Genomic DNA, 20553 nt, shown 5'->3' with positions numbered 1-20553 from the left:
TCGGCACTTTTCGTACGACACCCAAGGAGAAACACCCATGTCATCAGCGCTGTTGATCATCGATATGCAGGTCGGTCTGTTCCATGGCCCGGAAAAACCCTACGACGGTGAACGGGTACTGGCGAACATCCAGCAACTCATTCGTCAGGCCAGGGAGCGCAACGTGCCGATCTTCGCGGTGCGCCATACCGGCCCTCAAGGTTCGCCTATCGAAGTCGGTAGCCCCTTCTGGCAGCTATTGCCCGCACTGGATCTGGATGCCAGCACCGACATCCTGTTCGACAAAACCCGACCCAACGCCTTTTACGCCACCGCGCTGGCGGAGCAACTGCGGGCAAGCGGGATCATTGACGTGTTCATTGCCGGAATGAAAACCCAATATTGCATCGACAGTACTTGCCGGGCAGCGGCTGAACTGGGGTTCAACCCCATACTCGTGGCCGATGCGCATACCTGCATGGACACACCGGCGCTGCCGGCCCGGTCGATCATCGAACACCATAACGCGACGTTGAACGGTGCATTCGTAAAGGTGTTGAACACCGTGGATAGGTAAGCGCTACGGAACGCTCCTACACTGAGGTCGCAGGCCACAAGCCTGCTATCTTTGGTAAATGCCAGACCGTTGCGCAACCAGCAATCTGAAGCGACGTTCGAGCCCCGACTTTCCGATGCCCACAGGAGCCCAGCATGACCGCAACCGTTCTGGTACTGGTTGAAACCATCAATGATTACCTGCCGATTCTCGAACATCAGGGCTTTCACCTGATACTGGCTCCCACGCCTACCGAGCGCGCCGATGCCATTACACGGCATGGCACCCAGATCGATGCGGTGCTGACCCGCGGCCCATTGGGCCTGTATGCCGACGAAATCGCCGCCCTGCCCAATCTCAAGATCATCTGCGTGATCGGCGCCGGCTACGAACACGTCGACCTGCAAGCCGCCGCCAACCGGGGCATTACGGTCACCAACGGCGCCGGCGTCAATGCCTCTTCAGTCGCCGACCATGCCATGGCGATGCTGCTGTCTCTGGTACGTGACATTCCCCGTTGCGACGCCGCCGTGCGCCGGGGTGAGTGGCCGAAAATCATGCGCCCGTCCCTGACCGGCAAGCGCCTGGGCATCCTGGGCCTCGGTGCGGTCGGCATGGCCATCGCCAAACGCGCCGCCCACGGCTTCGACATGACGGTCAGTTACCACAACCGCCAGCATCGCAGCGATGTGCCGTACAGCTTCTGCTCGACGCCCACGGAGCTGGCACGGAAATCAGACTTTTTGATCGTCGCCACCCCTGGCGGGATTGGCACCAAACACCTGATCAACCGACAAGTACTCGACGCCTTGGGCCCCCAGGGGTTCATCGTCAACATCGCCCGAGCCAGTGTGATCGTCACCGCAGACCTTATCAGCTCGCTTGAGCAGCGCAGAATTGCCGGCGCTGCGCTGGACGTCTTCGACACAGAACCCCAAGTACCCAATGCCTTCAAGGCGTTGGCCAATGTGATCCTCACCCCGCATGTCGCCGGTTTGTCCCCGGAAGCCACTCAAGGCACCGTGGAGCTGGTCGGTCGCAATCTGGTGGCGTTCTTCACCGGCAATCCGGTATTGACCCCGATTGCCCTGCCATCGACGACGAGCATGATCTGACGACCATTCAAACAGGTGTATCAAAAACAATGATTGCCCGGCAACACGCTCACCTATAAGGGCTGTTCGTGGTTGTGGGTGTCGAGCGTGCGCATTAGATTAGCCAATAGTCTCAGGCCTCCAAAATAAGCAGAAGGGATAAGCATGGCGCTTACTGACCAGTCCACCCGTATCCGCACCGGCGAAGAACTCGATGCCAGCCTGATCGATCCGTACCTCAAGGCCCACATTCCGGGCCTGAGTGGTTTGCCGCAGATCAGCCAGTTTCCAGGCGGTGCGTCGAACCTCACCTACTTGCTGGAATACCCGGAACAGGAGTTTGTCCTGCGTCGGCCGCCGTTTGGCCACAAGGCCAAATCCGCCCACGACATGGGCCGCGAATTTCGCATCCTCAATCAGCTTCGTGATGGTTTTCCGTACTGCCCCAAAGCCTATGTGCACTGCACTGACGAATCGGTGATTGGCGCCGAGTTTTATGTGATGGAACGGGTCAAGGGGATCATCCTGCGCTCCGAACTGCCGCCGGAACTGGGTCTGGATTCGGCGAAAACCGAAACGCTGTGCAAGAGCTTCATCGACAAGTTCGTTGAACTGCACCGGGTCGACTACAACGCCTATGGCTTGGGCGACCTCGGCAAACCCGAAGGTTATGTCGCGCGGCAGATCAAAGGCTGGAGCGATCGCTACGAGAAAGCCCTGACGCCGGACGCGCCGAAGTGGGAGGCGGTCAAAGCCTGGCTCAACGACAAGATGCCGGCCGATCACCCGACCTCCAGCATCGTCCATAACGATTACCGCTTCGACAACGTGATCCTCGACCCGAACAACCCGATGGACATCATCGGCGTGCTCGACTGGGAACTGACCACCCTCGGCGACCCGCTGATGGACCTGGGCAACACCCTCGCCTACTGGATCGAAGCCGACGACCCGGCACCGGTGCAATTGATGCGCCGCCAGCCGAGCCACGCACCCGGCATGCTGACTCGCCGTGAGTTCGTCGATTACTACGCCGAGCGCTCCGGTATCCAGATCGACAACTTCGACTTCTACTACACCTACGGCCTGTTCCGCCTGGCCGGCATCGTGCAGCAGATCTACTACCGCTTCTTCCATGGTCAGACCCAGGACAAACGCTTCGCGCAGTTCATTCACATGAACAAACTGCTGGAGCAGATGAGCCTGCAAGTCATTTCGAAATCCAGCCTCTGATCAAGCCACTGGCCCCAATAACAAGGAAAAACCATGTCCAAGACTCAGTTGTTCGACCTCGACGGCAAAATCGCATTCGTATCTGGCGCCAGCCGCGGCATCGGTGAAGCCATTGCCAAACTGCTGGCCCAGCAAGGCGCCCATGTCATCGTCTCGAGCCGCAAACTGGACGGCTGCCAGCACGTGGCTGATGCGATCATCGCCGCCGGCGGCAAAGCCACTGCCGTGGCTTGCCACATCGGTGAAATGGAACAGATCAGCCAAGTCTTCGCCGGCATCCGCGAACAGTTCGGGCGCCTGGACATCCTGGTCAACAACGCGGCAACCAACCCGCAGTTCTGCAACGTACTGGACACCGACCTCAGCGCTTTCCAGAAAACCGTCGACGTGAACATCCGCGGCTACTTCTTCATGTCGGTGGAAGCCGGCAAGCTGATGCGCGAAAACGGCGGCGGCAGCATCATCAACGTCGCCTCGATCAACGGCATCTCGCCGGGGATCTTCCAGGGCATCTACTCGGTGACCAAAGCGGCGGTCATCAACATGACCAAAGTGTTCGCCAAGGAATGCGCGCAGTTCGGCATCCGCTGCAACGCGCTGCTGCCGGGTCTGACCGACACCAAGTTTGCTTCGGCCTTGGTGAAAAACGAGGCTATTTTGAACACCGCGTTGCAGCAGATTCCACTCAAGCGTGTGGCGGATCCGAGTGAAATGGCGGGGGCGGTGTTGTATCTGGCCAGTGATGCGTCGAGTTACACCACCGGGGTTTCGTTGAATGTGGATGGTGGGTTCTTGTCCTGATCTGCTCTTCCGGATGATCACAAGGCAGCCTTCGGGCTGCCTTTTTGTTGTTCTGATGGTGAACACCAGGACTGGGCCAGGCAACGAAACTACTCGGCTCGAACAAACTCAACCGGCTTCCCAGTCAGATCCAGAACTCTAAAATAGCCCTTGATGCTCTTTACGTTACGGATCGCCAGCTGAACATGCGTTTCATGCATAAAATCCGTGCCTGGATAAAGACGTTCACCCTCCCAGAATGGTGAACGAACAGAATCGTACGCAGGTGCCTCTGTAACCTCCCGGAAGGTATGCAAGGCATCTATGACCTGACAATCCAAACGACGTAGGTAGGGATTATTTTTCTTAAGCGGTTGACCGCCCTCTTCTTTAGAGGCGGCTTCAAGCCAGAGGTAGGTCTGACGGATTTCACGCAACGCACTCTCGGTTGTGAAATCCAGGCAACGGCCCAAGTCAATCACTGCGCCAATCACAAAGGGATTTTTGATAGAACTCCGCTTTTGCGCATTCGTCGCAAAGCTCAGTGCGCGCTGCGGGTTGTTTTCCCAAAAATAGGCGCCGCGACCAAGCCAATCATAGTCATTAGTACTATCAAGGAGCGTTGCCTCGCCAGCCAGTACGCGCTCGCCAATTTCTCGTTCGCACCCATGAAAACCAAGAACAAAAGAAGGAGAAATGCAATACATCAGCGAGCCTTGGCTTCCCCATTCACACGTTCGAAAAACGCTCGAACCTTATTCGGGTCCTTGAGCATTTCAGCAGCGTATTCATCGATACGCACCGAAGCGCACGTGGCGGCTGATAACTTGGTGCCGTTAGAACCGACCATGATCCAGCCATTCTCAGCCGCTGTTTTGTGTCCTTCGCTATCCATATCGATCCTCACTCCTGATCCACTTTTTGCAACCGCAGCTGCGATAAATCCGTATGCCTTCTCGGAATTTGTTTTGACAGTACTGGCACGTCCACTGACGATTTTCCCATTCGCCAGGCGGATGATGCCACCGTGCTGGAATCCGGCAGAATCACGCACAACCTTGGCTTCGTGACGATCACCATCAACGAAAGCACAGGTTGTTTTTTCGAGATCCTTCGACATAGCCACCTCTATTCGATTCGTTGCATTGCTCAAATCTGATTAATTAGTGGCCAATATAGTCTGAGGTGTATGTCCCGTCATCAAAGCCCGCGATTTGTCGTTGATCTGCGCACCCGGAAACGATAGAGGCCGATAGCGAGACGTACAAGCCGGCGGATTCCGGTGTAGTTGTAGGCAATGGAGCAAGGCGGTGTAGCCGTTCCCCGTGCTTCCTGATATCGCACACAAAAAGAATATTTATTCCATAATGTTGCGTATTGGGAATATTTATTCCATTAATAGCCCTCCTGAAAACAAAATCCCAAAAGGACCCCGGCTATGCGCGAACTCGGTATCGGACTCATCGGCACAGGTTTCATGGGCCGCGCCCATGCCTTGGCGTTTCGCAACGTCAGTGCGGTTTTCGAACTGCCCCTCAAGCTCAAACTCGCCGCCCTGGCCGACGCCGATCCGCAGCGTGCCCGCCACTGCGCCGATGCCTGGGGTTTCGACACCGCTCATAGCGACTGGCAACAACTGATCGATGACCCCCAGGTCAATCTGATTGCCATCACCACGCCCAATCACCTGCACTACCCCATGGCCATGGCCGCCCTCGCCGCCGGCAAACCGGTGTATTGCGAGAAGCCGTTGGCGGTGAATCTGGAACAGGCCGACGCCATGCGCCTGGCGGCCAAAGCGGCAGGCGTGGTGACGCGGGTGGGTTACAACTACCAGCACAACCCGATGATCGCGCTCGCCCGGCAGCTGATTGAAAACGGCGACTTGGGTCAGATCATCAGTTTCCAGGGTGAATTCAGCGAAGACTTCATGGCCGATCCCGCGTCACCCTGGTCGTGGCGTTGCGATGCCGATCATGCCGGTGGCGCACTGGCCGATCTGGGCAGTCACTTGTTGGCCATGGCCCGGTATCTGGTGGGCGATGTCGAGGCAGTGAGCGCCAACACCCAGACCGTACACCGGCAACGTCCCGCCACGGCTGGCAATCCGGAGCAACGCAGTATTGCCGTCGACGATCAGGTCCACGCCTTGTTGCGGTTTGCGAATGGCGCCCGGGGCACGTTCAGCAGCAGTTGGCTCAAGCACGGCTACAAGAATCACCTGAGTTTCGAAATCAGCGGCACCCGAGGGACTTTGGTGTTCGATCAGGAACGCCTGAATGAATTGCGCCTGTTTCGTGCCGGTCAGGACGGTTTCCAGCGCTTGCTGGCAGGACCAAATCTGCCGGGTTATGCGGCGTTCAGTCCGGCGGCAGGGCATCAGTTGGGTTACAACGAACTCAAAACGCTGGAAGTCCATGATCTGGTGATGGCGCTGGCAGGCTTATCTCAGGGTGGAACAGATTTCGAACAGGCGTGGGAAGTCGAACGTCTGGCGACGGCGATCCGGTTGGCAGCGCGGGAGTCGCGTTGGGTCAGGATCGAGGAAGTCTGAGCGAAACGTGCGGATACCCGCCAGCAGCACAGCGCCGCTGGCGGTTCAACGTGAACAGATGAATGCTTACTGAGTGACGCAACGAGTGAGCGTCGTTTCCCGGGTCACCTGCCCTTCAGCCCGCATATCGCCTTGCACATCGGTGTTTTCAGTGGTTTGGCAAGTGCGCACAGGGGGTGGAGGCGGCGCGGCGGGAGGTGGCGGTGGAGGACTGGCACAACCGCCCAGAATCGCTATCCAGAGTGCGAACGACAGTGTTGCAAAGATGCGTTTCCCAAGACTTTTCATAGGTTGATCCGCGGTAAGTGATCGACATATTTCCGCGACCCAACTGCTTCACCGCGAACCCGCGGACCGGTCACAGAAAAAATACTCTCGTATTCTTTATACGACCGCCGGCAAAACCCGACAGTTCCTAGGACGTCTCGCGACAATGCAACGTGTTGCTCTCGAGTTCATAACGCAGCTCTTCGATCAACGCTGCCACCGCCGCCGGCGTTCTGAGGCTGGCCACACTCAACCCGGTTACCACCAGATCCACCTGCCCCGACACCGGATGATAGAGCTTCACCGTCAGTGATTGATCACCCGTAACAGTGCAGTCACAGGCCAACGGCGAAAAGCTCCGCTCCAGTTGCATACGCAATTGCGCCACATAAATCATCCCGCGGTTCCTGTCGCTGTTTTTGAAAGGGACGCGATACCCGAAGACCTATATCGCACCCTTACAGCCTAAGAACTGCCGCACTCGGCCAGAACATGAATTTGCACCCCCTCGGTTAGTGCATTTGCACCTAACGCTGGGCTTTGGGGCGCCACTCGCTGGAGAACAAACCGCGCTCGCGAGCCCAGACAATCGCCTCGCTACGACTGTGAACATCGAGCTTGGAATACACCGTCGAGACATGGTTGCGCACCGTGTTCGGCGCGAGTTTGAGCCGCGCGGCGATTTCCTTGTCGGCCAGGCCTTCGCAGATCAGGCCGAGCACATCGCGCTCGCGGGCAGTCAGGTCGGTGAAAGACACGCTAGGCAACTGCGGCGAGTTGACGTTTTTCACGTTAGCGAGCTTCTCGATGAGCGTGCGGCTGAACCAGGAGGCGTCTTTCATGACCTCTTCGATCGCCGACACCAACTCCAGCTGCGTGCGTTTACGTTCGGTGATGTCCATAAACACCAGCAGGTAGCAGGGACTGTCCTGAATGTTCACGGTGTCGGCCGAGACCGCGCAATCGATCAGCCCGGTGTCTTTCTTACGGAGGCTGACATCGATGCGATCCAGGCTTCCGATTTTCTCCAGGGTGGCGAACAGCCGTGTACGTGCGCCCTTGTCATGGATGAAGTCGATCTCTGCGATGGTCTTGCCGAGCACTTCTTCACTGGGATACGCGAGCGTATCGAGGAAGGCCTCATTGACGTCCATCACCACCTGATCGCTGGCGTTGCACACCAGGATCGGCACCGGGGTCAGTCGAAACGCCTTGGCGAAACGTTCCTCGCTCTGGCGCAGGGCGACTTCGGCCTTATGCCGAGGCTCGATGTCGACGAAGGAAAACAGCATGCAGGCTTCGTCGTTCAGTTCAAGGGGCTGGCCGGCGACGATCACCTGTTTGCTGCCGCCTTCGGGTAACTGCAACTGTGCCTGCATTTGCGGAATGGTCGCCCCTTCACGCAAACGCTGCTTGGCCAGGTCTTTGTTTTCGGCCCCCTCCAGCACGTCCAGTTCATAGGTCGAACGGCCGATCACCTGATCACGGGAATAGCCGGTCATCTCCAGGAAGCCCGGGTTGACTTTGATGTAGCGCAAATCGCTGAGGCGACAGATCACCGCCGGGGCCGGGTTGGCATTGAAGGTTTTTTCGAAACGCTGTTCGGCGCTGGCCCACTCCGTGACATCGTTCATGATCAGCACCAGCGACTCCGGCTCGCCGGCGCTGTCGGCCAATACCATGCTGCGCACACTGTGGACCCAGGTGCGCTCTTCGTCGTCCGCTGGCGTCACCTCAACCAACACATCACTGAAGGACTCGCCTCGGGCGACGCGGCTGATCGGATAATTGTCGGCCTGAACCGGATGATTATTGCGATAACGCAAGGCGAAGCGCTTGGCGTACTCCTTGGCATTCGCCCCCAGTTCGCTGAGTTGCCCGACGCCGTGCATGGCCAACGCGGCGTCATTGGCCCAGAGAAGGGTCTGGTCGAGTTCCAGAAGAATCACCCCATCGGAGAGGCCCGCGATGATCTGTTGCAACTGACGGCGATTGGTTTCGGTGGTCAGGACGTCCTGGCTCATTGGATCTCCACGCGTGCGGCGGCGCATTCACGCGCCGGCCTGTGAAGATTACGACCGCGGGGGGTTGGGATAGTGCAGATGGCTCACCCTGCCGGACCTTGCGAACGCGATCCCCTGTGACGAGGGAGCTTGCTTGCGTTGAGGCGCGCTGACGGGATCAGGCTCATGATCGCAGCCGCACGTTTGACACTGCGTAGCGAGCCCGAAAATAGCCAGTTCGAGCGCCCAAGTGCCCACGGCCGGAGGCGAGGGCGGCAAATTTCCCGAGGTGAGATCTTTGTGCTCGCCTATACTGAAAAGGTTAAATAGTTCTGGTGAGCGCGATTGGAAAGTTATTGATAAATATGGAAATTTAAAGGTATGGGTATCCTTGGAGGTTGCTGGTTAAAGAATATTTCTCTGTGATGATTTGGTGTCGTGACGAGGATTTGATATGAACGTCTTGTTGAAAGAACTTCAGGCCTATCATCATGAGGTGGCTATAAAAATTACTCAGATCAAAGAGTTGCTGAGGAAGATGAGGCATGAATCCGATGGTGCTGATGACTGCAAGCTGTTGTTCAAGATGCTGGAAGCCTTGCATGGTGATGCAGAGCGACACCACCATGAAAATGAAGAACTTATTCGGCTGGCCTTGCTGGCGACTGAGGCACCGATCCACCAACGGGTCAAGGATATCGAGCGAGATCATCAAGCATTTGGACGCATTGCTGGACAGTTGAAGATGTTGGAGGACACAACTCAGGAAACGAGAGTAATTGCTGACACTATCGATGACTTCATCAAAAAATATTTCGATCACATGGACTCGGAGGAAAATATTTTCTTTCCGGTGGCAGATAAGTGGCTGTCAGACGATCAGTGGCAGGAAATAAAGGGTCAATGGCATTAATTGGAGCTCACCGTATACCTTCAATATTTAGCTACTACTTAGTACTCGACCTCACTAAGTAATTACGTGGATACCAAGTAATTTGCCCCGAGTTTCATTGACTCACCGGGTGTCCTTATATCGACTGCTCCTCGTTGCAAGTCCCTTCGCTTTGGCGCATAACGATGCTGCACTGAGTCACTGCACATCCAACGACCCCTGTAACCCAGCCAACTTCTCCGGGTTACGCATGATAAAAATCCTGCTCACCTGCCCCGCTTCGTCGAACCCAAACGTCATCGACGCAGTGATGACCCCGTCCGCCTTGATGATCACGCCTTGGGTGCCATTGATTTCGCTGCGCAGCCATTCGCAAGTCTGCCAATAGACGTGCAACGACTGGCCAATGAAATCCAGCACGCTGGTAATGCCGGACAACGTTTCGCGGATCGCCGAGGCCTTGCCGCCGCTGTCGGCGCAGAGTTCAACGTCTTCGCTCAGCATCGCGGTCAATGAAGCGGTCGAGCCGCTGGCGATGGCGCGATGGAAGGCGCAGAGCAATTGGTCCTGACGCGCCGGTTCCGGCTGAAAGCGCGTTTGTCCGCTGCCGAGACTGGCCTTGGCCCGGGACACCAGTTTGCGGCACGCAGCCTCTTGAACCCCGACCGCATCCGCGACCTGCGCGTAATCCATGTCGAAAATTTCGTAGAGCAGGTACGCCGCACGCTCCTTGGGGGTTAACCGCTCCAGCAGCAACAGGAACGCGGTGGACAGCGACGAGGCCAGTTCATGCCTGTGTTCGGGTGAGTCCTGATGGGTGGTGTGAATCGGTTCCGGCAGCCAGGTACCGACGTAATCAACCCGCGACTTGTGAGCCGAGCGCAGCAAATCGATGCAGTGCCGGGTGCACGCCGTGGTCAGCCAGGCGGCCGGAGTAGCAATGGCGGCGCGGTCGGCCTCCAGCCATTTGATGAACTGCTCTTGCACGACATCCTCGGCTTCGGCGCGGGAGCCTAGGATGCGATACGCCAGACCGAGCAAAAAGGGCCGGCGCTGCTCGAACACAGCGGCGGCGTTTTCAGCGGAGTTCATCAATCAATGCCTCGACACCTGCAAACGGTTCCACAGGTTTATCATGCCGATCTCGGCCGTCAAGGCGCCGATTTGCGCATCGTTGAAGTGCTCGCGCAAGTCACCGCGCAGGCTGGCGTAATCGGTCTTTTCATCCAGAACAGTCAGGGCTTCGGTCCAGGCCAGGGCGGCGCGTTCGGACGCGCTGAAATCGCTGACGTGGCGCCAGACGATCAGGCGGTCCAGTCGCTCGTTGGTTTCATTGGCGTCACGGGCCTCGCGGGTGTGCATCTTCACGCAGAAACCGCATTGGTTGATCTGCGAGGCGCGCAGGTGGATCAAATGCTTCAGGCTTGCAGGCAGGTCGTGATGATCGAGGGTGACATGCACCTGGGTCAGGCTTTCGAAGACTTGAGGAATGGATTGCAGCAGGTTGATCGGTTGGGTGTTGGACGACATCGTGTGGCTCCACTGTTTGGGGGATTCAACGAGATGACGATCCAGCGTTATGGTTTGTGACGCGCCGACAAAGGATTTGATCTTTTGGTCGTAGAACCTTTTCGCGGCGGCAGCCCTAAGCTCAAGTCGAAGAGTGATTTAATGCTGTCCCTTACCTGCCTGGAGAGTTGCCATGATGCTGGATACGCTGCATTTCACGCCTTGGTCCGCGTTGGCAGGCGGTGCGTTGATCGGCTTGGCGGCCAGCGTGATGGTCGTGGCCAATGGGCGTGTCGCCGGGATTAGCGGATTACTCGGCAGTCTACTGGCGCCAGGTGATTCGGGGCGAGGCGAGAAAGCCTTATTCATCCTTGGACTGCTGGCGGCCCCCCTGTTGTGGGCGCTGTTTCAGGTGTGGCCGACCATTGAATTCAAGACCGGTACCGTGGGGCTGATCACCGCCGGATTGTGTGTCGGGATCGGCACCCGTTATGGCTCTGGTTGCACCAGTGGCCACGGAGTGTGCGGTATTTCGCGGCTGTCACCACGCTCCATCGTCGCGACGTTGAGCTTCGTGTTCGCGGGCTTTGTGACCGTGTTTGTCCTGCGCCATCTGTTGGGGTTTTGAACATGAAAAAACTCACGGCTTTCCTTGCCGGCCTGTTGTTCGGCATCGGCCTGCTGTTGGCCGGCATGGCCAACCCGGCCAAAGTGCTGGGGTTTCTCGATATAACCGGTGTGTGGGACCCCTCTCTGGCGCTGGTCATGATCGGGGCGATTGCCGTGGCCTGGGTGCCGTTTCACTGGGCCATGAAACAATCCAAGTCGTTGCTGGGGGCGCCGATGCAGTTGCCGGTCAGTCGTGAACTGGATCGACGCCTGATTGGTGGCAGCTTGCTGTTCGGGGTCGGTTGGGGCATTGCGGGCATCTGCCCCGGGCCGGCGCTGGTGCTGTTGCCGACGGGGCATTGGCAGGCGTGGGTGTTTGCAATCGCGATGCTGGCGGGGATGTTGATATTCAGCGTGTTGCAAGCGCGTCGTTAAGTCGCCTCGCCGGGTCAATGTCTAGAGGTCGTAGCCTTCGGCGGCGCAGTCATTGCCGAAGGCTACGATTTTTTGCGTTTCAGGCCGCCAATTCTCCGCTGGCAATCGCCGCCGACGCCGCCAACATCGCCCGCAACAACACCGCACACCCGGCCGCCAGATCATCCGGCGCGGCGTTTTCGATTTCGTTGTGGCTGATGCCGCCTTCGCACGGTACGAAGATCATCCCGGCCGGGCCGAGTTCGGCGAGGAAGATTGCGTCGTGCCCTGCTCCGCTGACGATGTCCATGTGCGACAGGCCCAGCCCTTGGGCAGCGCCGCGTACCGCTTCGACGCAACCTTTGTCGAAGTACAGCGGCGGGAAATCCGCAGTGGGTGTCAGTTCAAAGGTCAGGCCGTGTTCCTCGCAGGTGGTTTCGATGACTTCGCGGACTTCGGCGATCATCGAGTCCAGTCGCGCCGGTTCCAGATGACGGAAGTCCAGGGTCATGCGCACTTCACCGGGGATGACATTGCGTGAGCCGGGATAGGCTTGCAGACAGCCGACGGTGCCGCAGGCGTGGGGTTGATGACCGAGGGCAGCGCGGTTGACTGCACCGACGATCACCGAGGCGCCGACCAGGGCGTCCTTACGCAGGTGCATCGGCGTCGGGCCGGCGTGGGCTTCGACGCCGCGCAGTTTCAGGTCGAACCATTTCTGGCCGAGGGCGCCCATCACCACGCCGATGGTTTTGCGTTCGTCTTCGAGGATCGGGCCTTGCTCGATGTGGGCCTCGAAATAGGCGCCGACGGCATGGCCACTGACCTTGCGCTCGCCAGCATAGCCAATGGCGTTCAACGCTTCGCCGACCGTGACGCCCTCGGCATCGACCTTGGCCAGGGTTTCTTCAAGGGTGAATTTTTCTGCGAATACACCGGAACCCATCATGCAGGGGGCGAAGCGTGAACCTTCCTCGTTGGTCCAGACAACGACTTCCAGCGGCGCTTCGGTTTCCACGCCCAGGTCATTGAGGGTGCGCAGCACTTCGACGCCGGCCAGTACGCCGAAGCAGCCGTCGAACTTGCCGCCGGTGGGTTGGGTGTCGATGTGGCTGCCGGTCATCACCGGTGGCAGGTTCGGGTTGCGGCCGGGGCGGCGGGCGAAGATGTTGCCGACGGCGTCGATGCTGACGGTGCAACCGGCCTCCTCACACCAGTTCACGAAAATGTCCCGGGCCTGACGGTCGAGGTCGGTCAGGGCCAGACGACAGACGCCGCCCTTGACCGTAGCGCCGAGCTTGGCCAGGTCCATGAGCGACTGCCACAAGCGGTCGCGGTTGATGTGCTGATGGGTGGACTGCAGAACGTCTACGGCAGCGTTCATGATGATCTCCTCAGGCAGTTGTTATAGGTTTCTTCAGGCAATGCATCGGTGAAATTGAGGCCGTCATCGCGAGCAAGCTCGGCTCCTACAAGGGATCTTCAGTGTTCACAAAACCCTGTGGGAGCCGAGCTTGCTCGCGATGAGGCCATCAATCACACCGCAGATTTCGCAACAGACGGGCTGGGGCGCATCGAGCACAACCCGTAATAAATCAGCCCGCCCAATACCGAGCCAGTGAACCAGCCATAGTCGTAGAACCAGCTGAATGCATTGCTGCCGAGCGACAGCAGCGTCAGCGCCACCGGCACACCAAACGCGATAAACCCGAACCAGTTCCACGCCGGATAAACGTCATCGCGATAGAGGCCGGCCAGGTCCAGTTGCTGTTTCTTGATCAGGAAGTAGTCCACCACCATGATCCCGGCGATCGGGCCCAACAGGCTCGAATAACCCAGCAGCCAGTTGGAATACACCGTCTCCAGGCTTAAATCCGAGACGATCAAACCGAGCTTCTTCAACAGCTCATGGGCCATCAGCGCCAAGCCGACCAGGCCAGTGAGCATCACCGCTGTGGTGCGGTTGATGAACTTGGGGGCGACGTTCTGGAAGTCGTTGGTTGGCGAAACGATGTTGGCCGCTGTGTTGGTCGACAACGTGGCGATGATGATCAGCGCCATGGCCAGTGCGACCCAGACCGGACTCTGGATATGACCGATCAGGGTGACCGGATCGGAGACGGTGACACCCACCAGTTTTACCGAGGCGGCCGTCATCACTACGCCAAGGGAAGCAAACAGGAACATGGTCAGGGGCAAGCCAATAATCTGCCCGACGATCTGATCCTTCTGGCTTTTCGCATAGCGGCTGAAATCCGGAATGTTCAGGGACAAGGTGGCCCAGAACCCGACCATGGCGGTCAGCCCCGCGGCAAAGTAACTGACCACACTCGCGCCTTCCGGACGTTTGGCCGGGATCGCCATCAATTCGCTCATCGATACGTTCGGCATCGCCCACACCAGCAGCCCCGCGCCCACCAGCACCAACAACGGTGCCGAGAGGGTTTCGAGCCATTTGATCGAGTCCGCGCCACGAATCACCACCCACAGGTTCAAGGCCCAGAACACCATGAACCCGATCACTTCACCGGTACCGCCAAGGGCTTTCCAACCGTCGAACACCGACCCCAGAAACAGGTGAATGGCCAGCCCGCCGAACATCGTCTGAATGCCGAACCAGCCACACGCTACCACTGCCCGGATCAGGCACGGAATGTTGGAGCCGAGGATGCCGAAGGACGAACGCAACAACACCGGAAACGGAATGCCGTACTTGGTGCCGGGAAAGGCGTTCAGGGTCAACGGGATCAGTACGATGATGTTGGCGAACAAAATCGCCAGCAGCGCTTCACCGACGCTCAGGCCGAAATGCGCGGTGAGCACGCCGCCGAGGGTGTAGGTCGGCACGCAGATCGCCATACCGACCCACAATGCGGTGATGTGCCATTTGTTCCAGGTTCGTTCGCGCACCTTGGTCGGTGCCATGTCGTGGTTGTAACGGGGGCTGTCGAGGACATCACTGCCGGCTTCGAGCTCAAACAAGCCGTCGCGTTCGGTCACTTGCGATCTGATCTGTTGCATGGCCGCTCCACTGTTCTTTTGATTATTGTTGCTCATCAGGGGCTGGCGGCATCAATTAGCGTGCCGGTTACCCCGTTTGCGCATCGGGCAGTTCCATAAAAACCTTGTAACCAACTGATGTTTATCAGTTTTATTTATATAGCCGATGAGTCACCGGTTACTTGCTTGTTCACTCAGGCCAAATGCCAGGCAAGTTGTCCGAACAGTCAGGACTCAATCTGGTGCATACCACTTTTTTTCAACGTTGCGCATCAACCATAGACCATCCTCAAGCGGCTGATTTCACATAAGAAATCTCGTCTATTTTTACAACCTGTCAAGTGCGTCAAAATGGGGAGCGCCCTCACCATTTTGGTGATTTTCAATTTTAAACGTTAATTATCAATAACTTAAAACAGATATAAGCTTATAAAAAATATTCTTGCTCAATCCTTAAACTAAGACTAGCGTTTATTCCTGACAGCGCTGACAGGAATACACTTGTTTGCGCCGGCTTCATATAAAACATTTAGAACCGGCACAAGTCGGTCATTGCCTGCGAGGAACTCGGAATGTCTCTGTTGATCCGTGGCGCCACCGTTGTTACCCATGATGAAAGTTATCGCGCCGACGTCTATTGCGCCGACGGCGTGATCAAAGCCATCGGCGAAAATCTTGATGTTCCGGCGGGTACCGAAGTGCTCGACGGCAGCGGCCAATACCTGATGCCCGGCGGCATCGATCCACACACGCACATGCAACTGCCCTTCATGGGCACGGTGGCCAGTGAAGACTTCTTCAGTGGCACCGCGGCGGGACTTGCCGGTGGCACGACGTCGATCATCGACTTTGTAATTCCCAATCCGCAGCAATCCTTGATGGAAGCGTTTCATCAGTGGCGCGGCTGGGCCGAGAAGTCGGCATCGGATTACGGTTTCCACGTCGCGATTACCTGGTGGAGCGAACAGGTGCGCGAAGAAATGGCCGAGCTGGTCAGCCAGCACGGGGTCAACAGCTTCAAGCATTTCATGGCCTACAAGAACGCGATCATGGCCGCCGACGACACGCTGGTGGCGAGTTTCGAGCGCTGCCTGGAGTTGGGCGCGGTGCCGACCGTGCATGCGGAAAACGGTGAGCTGGTCTATCACCTGCAACGCAAGTTGATGGCCCAGGGCATGACCGGCCCGGAAGCGCATCCGTTGTCGCGTCCTTCACAGGTTGAAGGTGAAGCGGCCAGTCGGGCGATCCGCATCGCCGAGACCCTGGGCACGCCGCTTTACCTGGTGCATGTCTCGACCAAGGAAGCCCTCGACGAAATCACCTATGCCCGCAGCAAGGGCCAACAAGTCTACGGCGAGGTTCTGGCCGGGCATCTGCTGCTGGACGACAGCGTCTACCAACACCCGGACTGGCAGACCGCCGCCGGTTACGTGATGAGCCCGCCCTTCCGTCCGCGCGGCCATCAAGAGGCGCTTTGGCATGGCCTGCAATCGGGCAACCTGCACACCACCGCCACCGACCATTGCTGCTTCTGCGCCGAGCAAAAAGCGGCTGGCCGTGACGATTTCAGCAAGATCCCCAATGGCACGGCCGGTATCGAAGACCGCATGGCGGTGCTCTGGGATGAAGGGGTGAACACCGGGCGTTTGTCGATGCAGCACTTCGTGGCGCTCACTTCCACCAACACCGCGAAAATCTTCAACCTCTACCCACGCAAAGGCGCGATTCGCGTCGGTGCGGACGCGGATCTGGTGCTGTGGGATCCGGAAGGTACGCGGACGATTTCGGCGAAGACTCACCATCAGCAAGTGGACTTCAACATCTTCGAAGGCAAGACCGTGCGCGGTGTGCCGAGCCACACCGTCAGCCAGGGCCGGGTGGTATGGGCCGATGGTGATTTGCGGGCCGAGCGTGGTGCCGGGCGGTATGTCGAGCGGCCGGCGTATCCGGCGGTGTTTGAATTGCTGAGCAAGCGGGCTGAGTTGAACAAGCCGACAGCAGTGAAACGCTGAAAGCGGCCTTCGGCCTATCGCGAGCAAGCTCGCTCCCACAGGTTTTGTGGACGCCCGAGATCCCTGTGGGAGCGAGCTTGCTCGCGATAGGGCCAGTCCAGACAACAAAAAAACCCAATGCCCGATAGAGGCATCACCTCAATTAACCGTGAGGCCAACACCGTGATCAAGACCCTGAGCCACCTCCCGCATCCGCACGAGAATGCGGCCGCCCTCGCCGGCCATTTCACCGATCTGGCGCCACCACTCAACGACCGCCAGGCCCATCTGGAGGCCTCGCGTTGTCTGTATTGCTACGACGCGCCCTGCGTGAATGCCTGTCCGAGCGAGATCGACATTCCGTCGTTCATCCGCAATATCCATCAGGAAAACGTTCAGGGCGCCGCGCAGAAAATCCTCTCGGCGAACATCCTCGGCGGCAGTTGCGCCCGGGTGTGCCCAACGGAGGTTCTTTGCCAGCAAGCCTGCGTACGCAACAACGACCATGAATGCGCTCCGGTGCTGATCGGCCTGTTGCAGCGTTACGCCGTCGACAACGCACACTTCAGCGAACACCCCTTCACGCGTGCTGCATCAACTGGCAAGCGCATCGCCGTGGTCGGCGCCGGTCCGGCCGGTTTGTCCTGCGCTCACCGCAGCGCGATGCATGGCCATGACGTGTTGATTTTCGAGGCACGGGAAAAGGCTGGCGGCCTCAACGAATACGGGATCGCCAAGTACAAACTGGTGGACGACTACGCGCAGAAGGAGCTTGAATTCCTATTGGAGATTGGTGGAATCGAGATCCGCCACGGGCAGAAACTTGGAGAGAACCTGACCTTAAGCGAACTGCATCAGCAGTTCGATGCGGTGTTCCTTGGGCTCGGTCTGGCCGCCAGCAAACAGCTGGGGCTTGCTCATGAAGATGCGCCGGGCCTGCTCGCCGCTACTGACTACATCCGCGAACTGCGTCAGGCCGATGACCTGACCCAACTCCCCCTCGCTGACCGTTGCATCGTTTTGGGCGCAGGCAACACCGCCATCGACATGGCCGTGCAAATGGCTCGCCTCGGGGCACGCGATGTCAATTTGGTGTACCGCCGCGGTGTCGATGAAATGGGCGCGACAGGTCACGAACAGGACATCGCCAAAGCCAATCAGGTGCGACTGCTGACCTGGGCACAACCTGAAGAAGTGCTACTCGATGATCAAGGCAACGTGCGCGGCATGCGCTTCGCCCGCACCCATTTGGTAGACGGTCGCCTGCAAACCACCGGCGAAACCTTCGAACTGGCCGCTGACGCAATCTTCAAAGCCATCGGTCAGGCCTTCGACTCCAGCGCCCTCGCCGATCCGCTGGCCCGCGAGCTCAAACGTCAGGGCGAGCGGATTCAAGTGGACGAAAACCTGCGCACCAGCATCCCCGGCGTGTACGCCGGCGGCGACTGCACCAGTCTCGATCAGGACCTCACCGTGCAGGCCGTGCAGCACGGCAAACAGGCCGCCGAGGCCATCAACGCCCAACTCATGCTTAACGTGGAGGCTGCGTAAATGGCCGATCTCTCGATTGTCTTCGCCGGCATCAAAGCCCCCAATCCGTTCTGGCTGGCCTCCGCGCCACCGACCGACAAGGCCTACAACGTGGTCCGCGCCTTCGAGGCCGGCTGGGGTGGCGTGGTCTGGAAAACCCTGGGTGAAGACCCGGCGGCGGTCAACGTATCGTCGCGTTACTCAGCGCACTTCGGCGCCAACCGTGAAGTGGTGGGCTTCAACAACATCGAGCTGATTACTGATCGTTCGCTGGAAATCAATCTGCGGGAAATCACCCAGGTCAAAAAGGACTGGCCGGACCGTGCGCTGATTGTGTCGCTGATGGTGCCCTGCGTCGAAGAATCCTGGAAATTCATCCTGCCGCTGGTGGAAGCCACCGGCGCCGATGGCATCGAGCTGAACTTCGGTTGCCCGCACGGGATGCCGGAGCGCGGCATGGGCGCGGCGGTCGGCCAGGTGCCGGAGTACGTTGAGCAGGTCACCCGTTGGTGCAAGACCTACTGCTCGCTGCCGGTGATCGTCAAGCTCACACCGAACATCACCGACATTCGCGTCGCCGCCCGCGCGGCCCATCGCGGCGGTGCCGATGCGGTGTCGTTGATCAACACGATCAACTCGATCACCAGCGTCAACCTGGAGCGCATGGTCGCCAATCCCGCCGTGGGCAGCCAAAGCACCCACGGCGGTTATTGCGGTTCGGCGGTGAAGCCGATTGCGCTGAACATGGTCGCCGAAATCGCCCGCGATCCACAGACGCAAGGCCTGCCGATCTCGGGCATTGGCGGCATTAGCAGCTGGCGCGACGCGGCGGAATTCATTGCGCTGGGCAGCGGCTCGGTGCAGGTGTGCACGGCGGCGATGCTGCATGGCTTCCGGATTGTCGAGGAGATGAAGGACGGTTTATCGCGCTGGATGGACAGTCAGGGCTACGCCAGCGTGTCAGAGTTTTCCGGGCGTGCGGTGGGCAATACCACGGACTGGAAGTACCTGGACATTAACTATCAGGTGATCGCCAAGATTGACCAGGAGGCCTGCATTGGTTGCGGTCGTTGCCACATTGCTTGCGAAGACACCTCGCACCAGGCGGTTGCGAGCCTGAAGCAGGCGGACGGAACGCACAAATATGAAGTGATTGATGATGAGTGCGTGGGGTGCAATCTGTGTCAGATCACGTGTCCGGTGCAGGATTGTATTGAGATGGTGCCGATGGAGAACGGGAAGCCGTTTCTGGATTGGAATCATGATCCGCGCAATCCCTACCATGTCAGCCCTTGAGGTCAGCGGCGCCTGAACTGACGCTTTCGCGAGCAGGCTCGCTCCCACATTGGAATGCATTTCAAATGTGGGAGCGAGCCTGCTCGCGAAGGGGCCGGCAGCTGCGCCGCAAGCTTCAAGGTTCTAATCCAATCCCCCGCAAGATCACACTCGTCACCGTCTGCACCGCCCGCTCAAACTGCATGTCCGACAACGGCTGGTGGTCATTCAGAATATTCACCTGATGATCAAAGTCGGCGTAGTGCTGGGTCGACGCCCAGATCATGTACAGCAGGCTCGAAGGTTCCACCGGCAGGATGCGTTTGTCATCCACCCACTGGCGAATTTTCGCTTCTTTCATCTTGGCCCAGTCGTACAGACTGACGTCCAGTTTCTCACCCAGGGTCGGCGCGCCGTGGATGATTTCGTTGGCCCAGACTTTGGAGCCATAAGGCCGGCTGCGGGAGTGGTTCATCTTGGCGCGGATGTAGCTGCTGAGCACCACGCGCGGGTCGTCGAACATCTCGAAGCACAAGGCGTCCTGTTTCCACACTTCCAGCAAACCCAACAGCACGGCGCTGTACAGATCACTCTTGGTGCTGAAGTAGTAATGCAGGTTGGAGCGCGGCAGTTGCACTTCGGCGGCGATGTCGGCCATGGCGGTGCCGCCGAAACCTTTTTCGGCGAAAACCTTTTCGGCCCCCAACAGAATTTTCTCGACGTTACTGCGACGAATCTCGATCTTGTGATTGCCCATGAGGGCTCCCTGACAACAGCGTTGCTCAAGACTAGCATCCGCTCTACCTCGCGGCGACAAGGGAAAACGAAACTTCGTACACCCAACTTCTCGCAGGTAAACTGACCGCC

General features: G+C 58.4%; 20 protein-coding genes. 11 read left to right on the top strand and 9 right to left on the bottom strand.

The features are described 5' to 3' along the window. Window positions 1-37: 37 nt before the first annotated feature. From ACA056_RS13120 to ACA056_RS13105, 4 genes are all read left to right on the top strand, one after another. Window positions 38-556, top strand: a complete 519-nt coding sequence (locus ACA056_RS13120) for a cysteine hydrolase family protein (protein ID WP_497273287.1) — start codon at window positions 38-40, stop codon at window positions 554-556. A gap of 134 nt (window positions 557-690) precedes the next feature. Continuing rightward, entirely contained in the window at window positions 691-1650 is a 960-nt protein-coding gene (locus tag ACA056_RS13115; protein ID WP_497273286.1) for a 2-hydroxyacid dehydrogenase, read from the top strand. 144 nt (window positions 1651-1794) lie between these two features. Beyond that, window positions 1795-2862 (top strand): phosphotransferase family protein, encoded by a 1068-nt coding sequence (locus ACA056_RS13110; protein ID WP_095128210.1) that lies wholly within the window; start codon window positions 1795-1797, stop codon window positions 2860-2862. 33 nt (window positions 2863-2895) lie between these two features. Then, window positions 2896-3663 (top strand): SDR family oxidoreductase, encoded by a 768-nt coding sequence (locus tag ACA056_RS13105; RefSeq protein WP_008149805.1) that lies wholly within the window; start codon window positions 2896-2898, stop codon window positions 3661-3663. Between the two features lie 89 nt (window positions 3664-3752). Here the strand turns inward: ACA056_RS13105 and ACA056_RS13100 are convergent, their stop codons facing one another. Then, entirely contained in the window at window positions 3753-4349 is a 597-nt protein-coding gene (locus tag ACA056_RS13100; protein ID WP_497273285.1) for a hypothetical protein, read from the bottom strand. After that, a complete protein-coding gene (locus ACA056_RS13095) occupies window positions 4349-4762 on the bottom strand; it encodes a hypothetical protein (protein WP_497273284.1) in 414 nt (137 codons plus the stop codon). Before ACA056_RS13095 ends, ACA056_RS13100 begins: the two co-directional genes overlap by 1 nt. Window positions 4763-5080: 318 nt before the next feature. Between ACA056_RS13095 and ACA056_RS13090 the strand changes: the two genes are divergently transcribed. After that, window positions 5081-6196, top strand: a complete 1116-nt coding sequence (locus ACA056_RS13090) for a Gfo/Idh/MocA family protein (RefSeq protein ID WP_497273283.1) — start codon at window positions 5081-5083, stop codon at window positions 6194-6196. Between the two features lie 415 nt (window positions 6197-6611). Here the strand turns inward: ACA056_RS13090 and ACA056_RS13085 are convergent, their stop codons facing one another. Then, window positions 6612-6860 carry a DUF1652 domain-containing protein gene (locus ACA056_RS13085; protein ID WP_497273282.1) on the bottom strand — a complete coding sequence of 83 codons (249 nt, stop codon included), beginning with the start codon at window positions 6858-6860 and terminating at the stop codon, window positions 6612-6614. A 130-nt stretch (window positions 6861-6990) separates the two neighbouring features. Next, window positions 6991-8487, bottom strand: coding sequence for a helix-turn-helix transcriptional regulator (locus ACA056_RS13080; protein ID WP_497273281.1), 1497 nt, complete (start codon window positions 8485-8487; stop codon window positions 6991-6993). A gap of 433 nt (window positions 8488-8920) precedes the next feature. Here ACA056_RS13080 and ACA056_RS13075 point away from each other — a divergent pair, with 433 nt between their 5' ends. Beyond that, window positions 8921-9379 (top strand): hemerythrin domain-containing protein, encoded by a 459-nt coding sequence (locus tag ACA056_RS13075; RefSeq protein ID WP_497273280.1) that lies wholly within the window; start codon window positions 8921-8923, stop codon window positions 9377-9379. Between the two features lie 177 nt (window positions 9380-9556). On the opposite strand, the gene sigJ is transcribed toward ACA056_RS13075, so the two are convergent. Beyond that, window positions 9557-10450 carry an RNA polymerase sigma factor SigJ gene (gene sigJ / locus ACA056_RS13070; protein ID WP_497273279.1) on the bottom strand — a complete coding sequence of 298 codons (894 nt, stop codon included), beginning with the start codon at window positions 10448-10450 and terminating at the stop codon, window positions 9557-9559. Between the two features lie 3 nt (window positions 10451-10453). Further along, the gene (locus ACA056_RS13065) at window positions 10454-10888 is read right to left on the bottom strand and encodes a carboxymuconolactone decarboxylase family protein (RefSeq protein ID WP_497273278.1); all 435 of its coding nucleotides are present in this window, start codon (window positions 10886-10888) and stop codon (window positions 10454-10456) included. A gap of 172 nt (window positions 10889-11060) precedes the next feature. Between ACA056_RS13065 and ACA056_RS13060 the strand changes: the two genes are divergently transcribed. Continuing rightward, window positions 11061-11495, top strand: a complete 435-nt coding sequence (locus ACA056_RS13060) for a YeeE/YedE family protein (protein ID WP_497273277.1) — start codon at window positions 11061-11063, stop codon at window positions 11493-11495. A gap of 2 nt (window positions 11496-11497) precedes the next feature. Next, window positions 11498-11911, top strand: a complete 414-nt coding sequence (locus ACA056_RS13055; RefSeq protein ID WP_497273276.1) for a DUF6691 family protein — start codon at window positions 11498-11500, stop codon at window positions 11909-11911. 79 nt (window positions 11912-11990) lie between these two features. On the opposite strand, the gene ACA056_RS13050 is transcribed toward ACA056_RS13055, so the two are convergent. Continuing rightward, entirely contained in the window at window positions 11991-13274 is a 1284-nt protein-coding gene (locus ACA056_RS13050) for a Zn-dependent hydrolase (RefSeq protein ID WP_056741745.1), read from the bottom strand. Between the two features lie 152 nt (window positions 13275-13426). Continuing rightward, window positions 13427-14911, bottom strand: a complete 1485-nt coding sequence (locus tag ACA056_RS13045; RefSeq protein WP_497273275.1) for an NCS1 family nucleobase:cation symporter-1 — start codon at window positions 14909-14911, stop codon at window positions 13427-13429. Between the two features lie 551 nt (window positions 14912-15462). Here ACA056_RS13045 and hydA point away from each other — a divergent pair. The 3 genes from hydA to preA all read left to right on the top strand — a co-directional run bounded on the left by hydA (window position 15463) and on the right by preA (window position 19707). Then, on the top strand, window positions 15463-16902 hold the full coding sequence (gene hydA / locus ACA056_RS13040; protein WP_497273274.1) for a dihydropyrimidinase: 1440 nt from the start codon (window positions 15463-15465) through the stop codon (window positions 16900-16902). 162 nt (window positions 16903-17064) lie between these two features. Beyond that, window positions 17065-18432, top strand: a complete 1368-nt coding sequence (locus ACA056_RS13035) for an NAD(P)-dependent oxidoreductase (RefSeq protein WP_497273534.1) — start codon at window positions 17065-17067, stop codon at window positions 18430-18432. After that, on the top strand, window positions 18433-19707 hold the full coding sequence (gene preA, locus ACA056_RS13030) for an NAD-dependent dihydropyrimidine dehydrogenase subunit PreA (protein ID WP_497273273.1): 1275 nt from the start codon (window positions 18433-18435) through the stop codon (window positions 19705-19707). 115 nt (window positions 19708-19822) lie between these two features. On the opposite strand, the gene ACA056_RS13025 is transcribed toward preA, so the two are convergent. Continuing rightward, the gene (locus tag ACA056_RS13025) at window positions 19823-20443 is read right to left on the bottom strand and encodes a TetR/AcrR family transcriptional regulator (RefSeq protein WP_283184283.1); all 621 of its coding nucleotides are present in this window, start codon (window positions 20441-20443) and stop codon (window positions 19823-19825) included. Between the last annotated feature and the right edge of the window lie 110 nt (window positions 20444-20553).

It is taken from the genome of Pseudomonas sp. LBUM1666 (genome assembly GCF_059695775.1).
The sequence above is the reverse complement of the archived record's forward strand: the minus strand, read 5'-3'. Positions and strand labels throughout refer to the sequence as shown.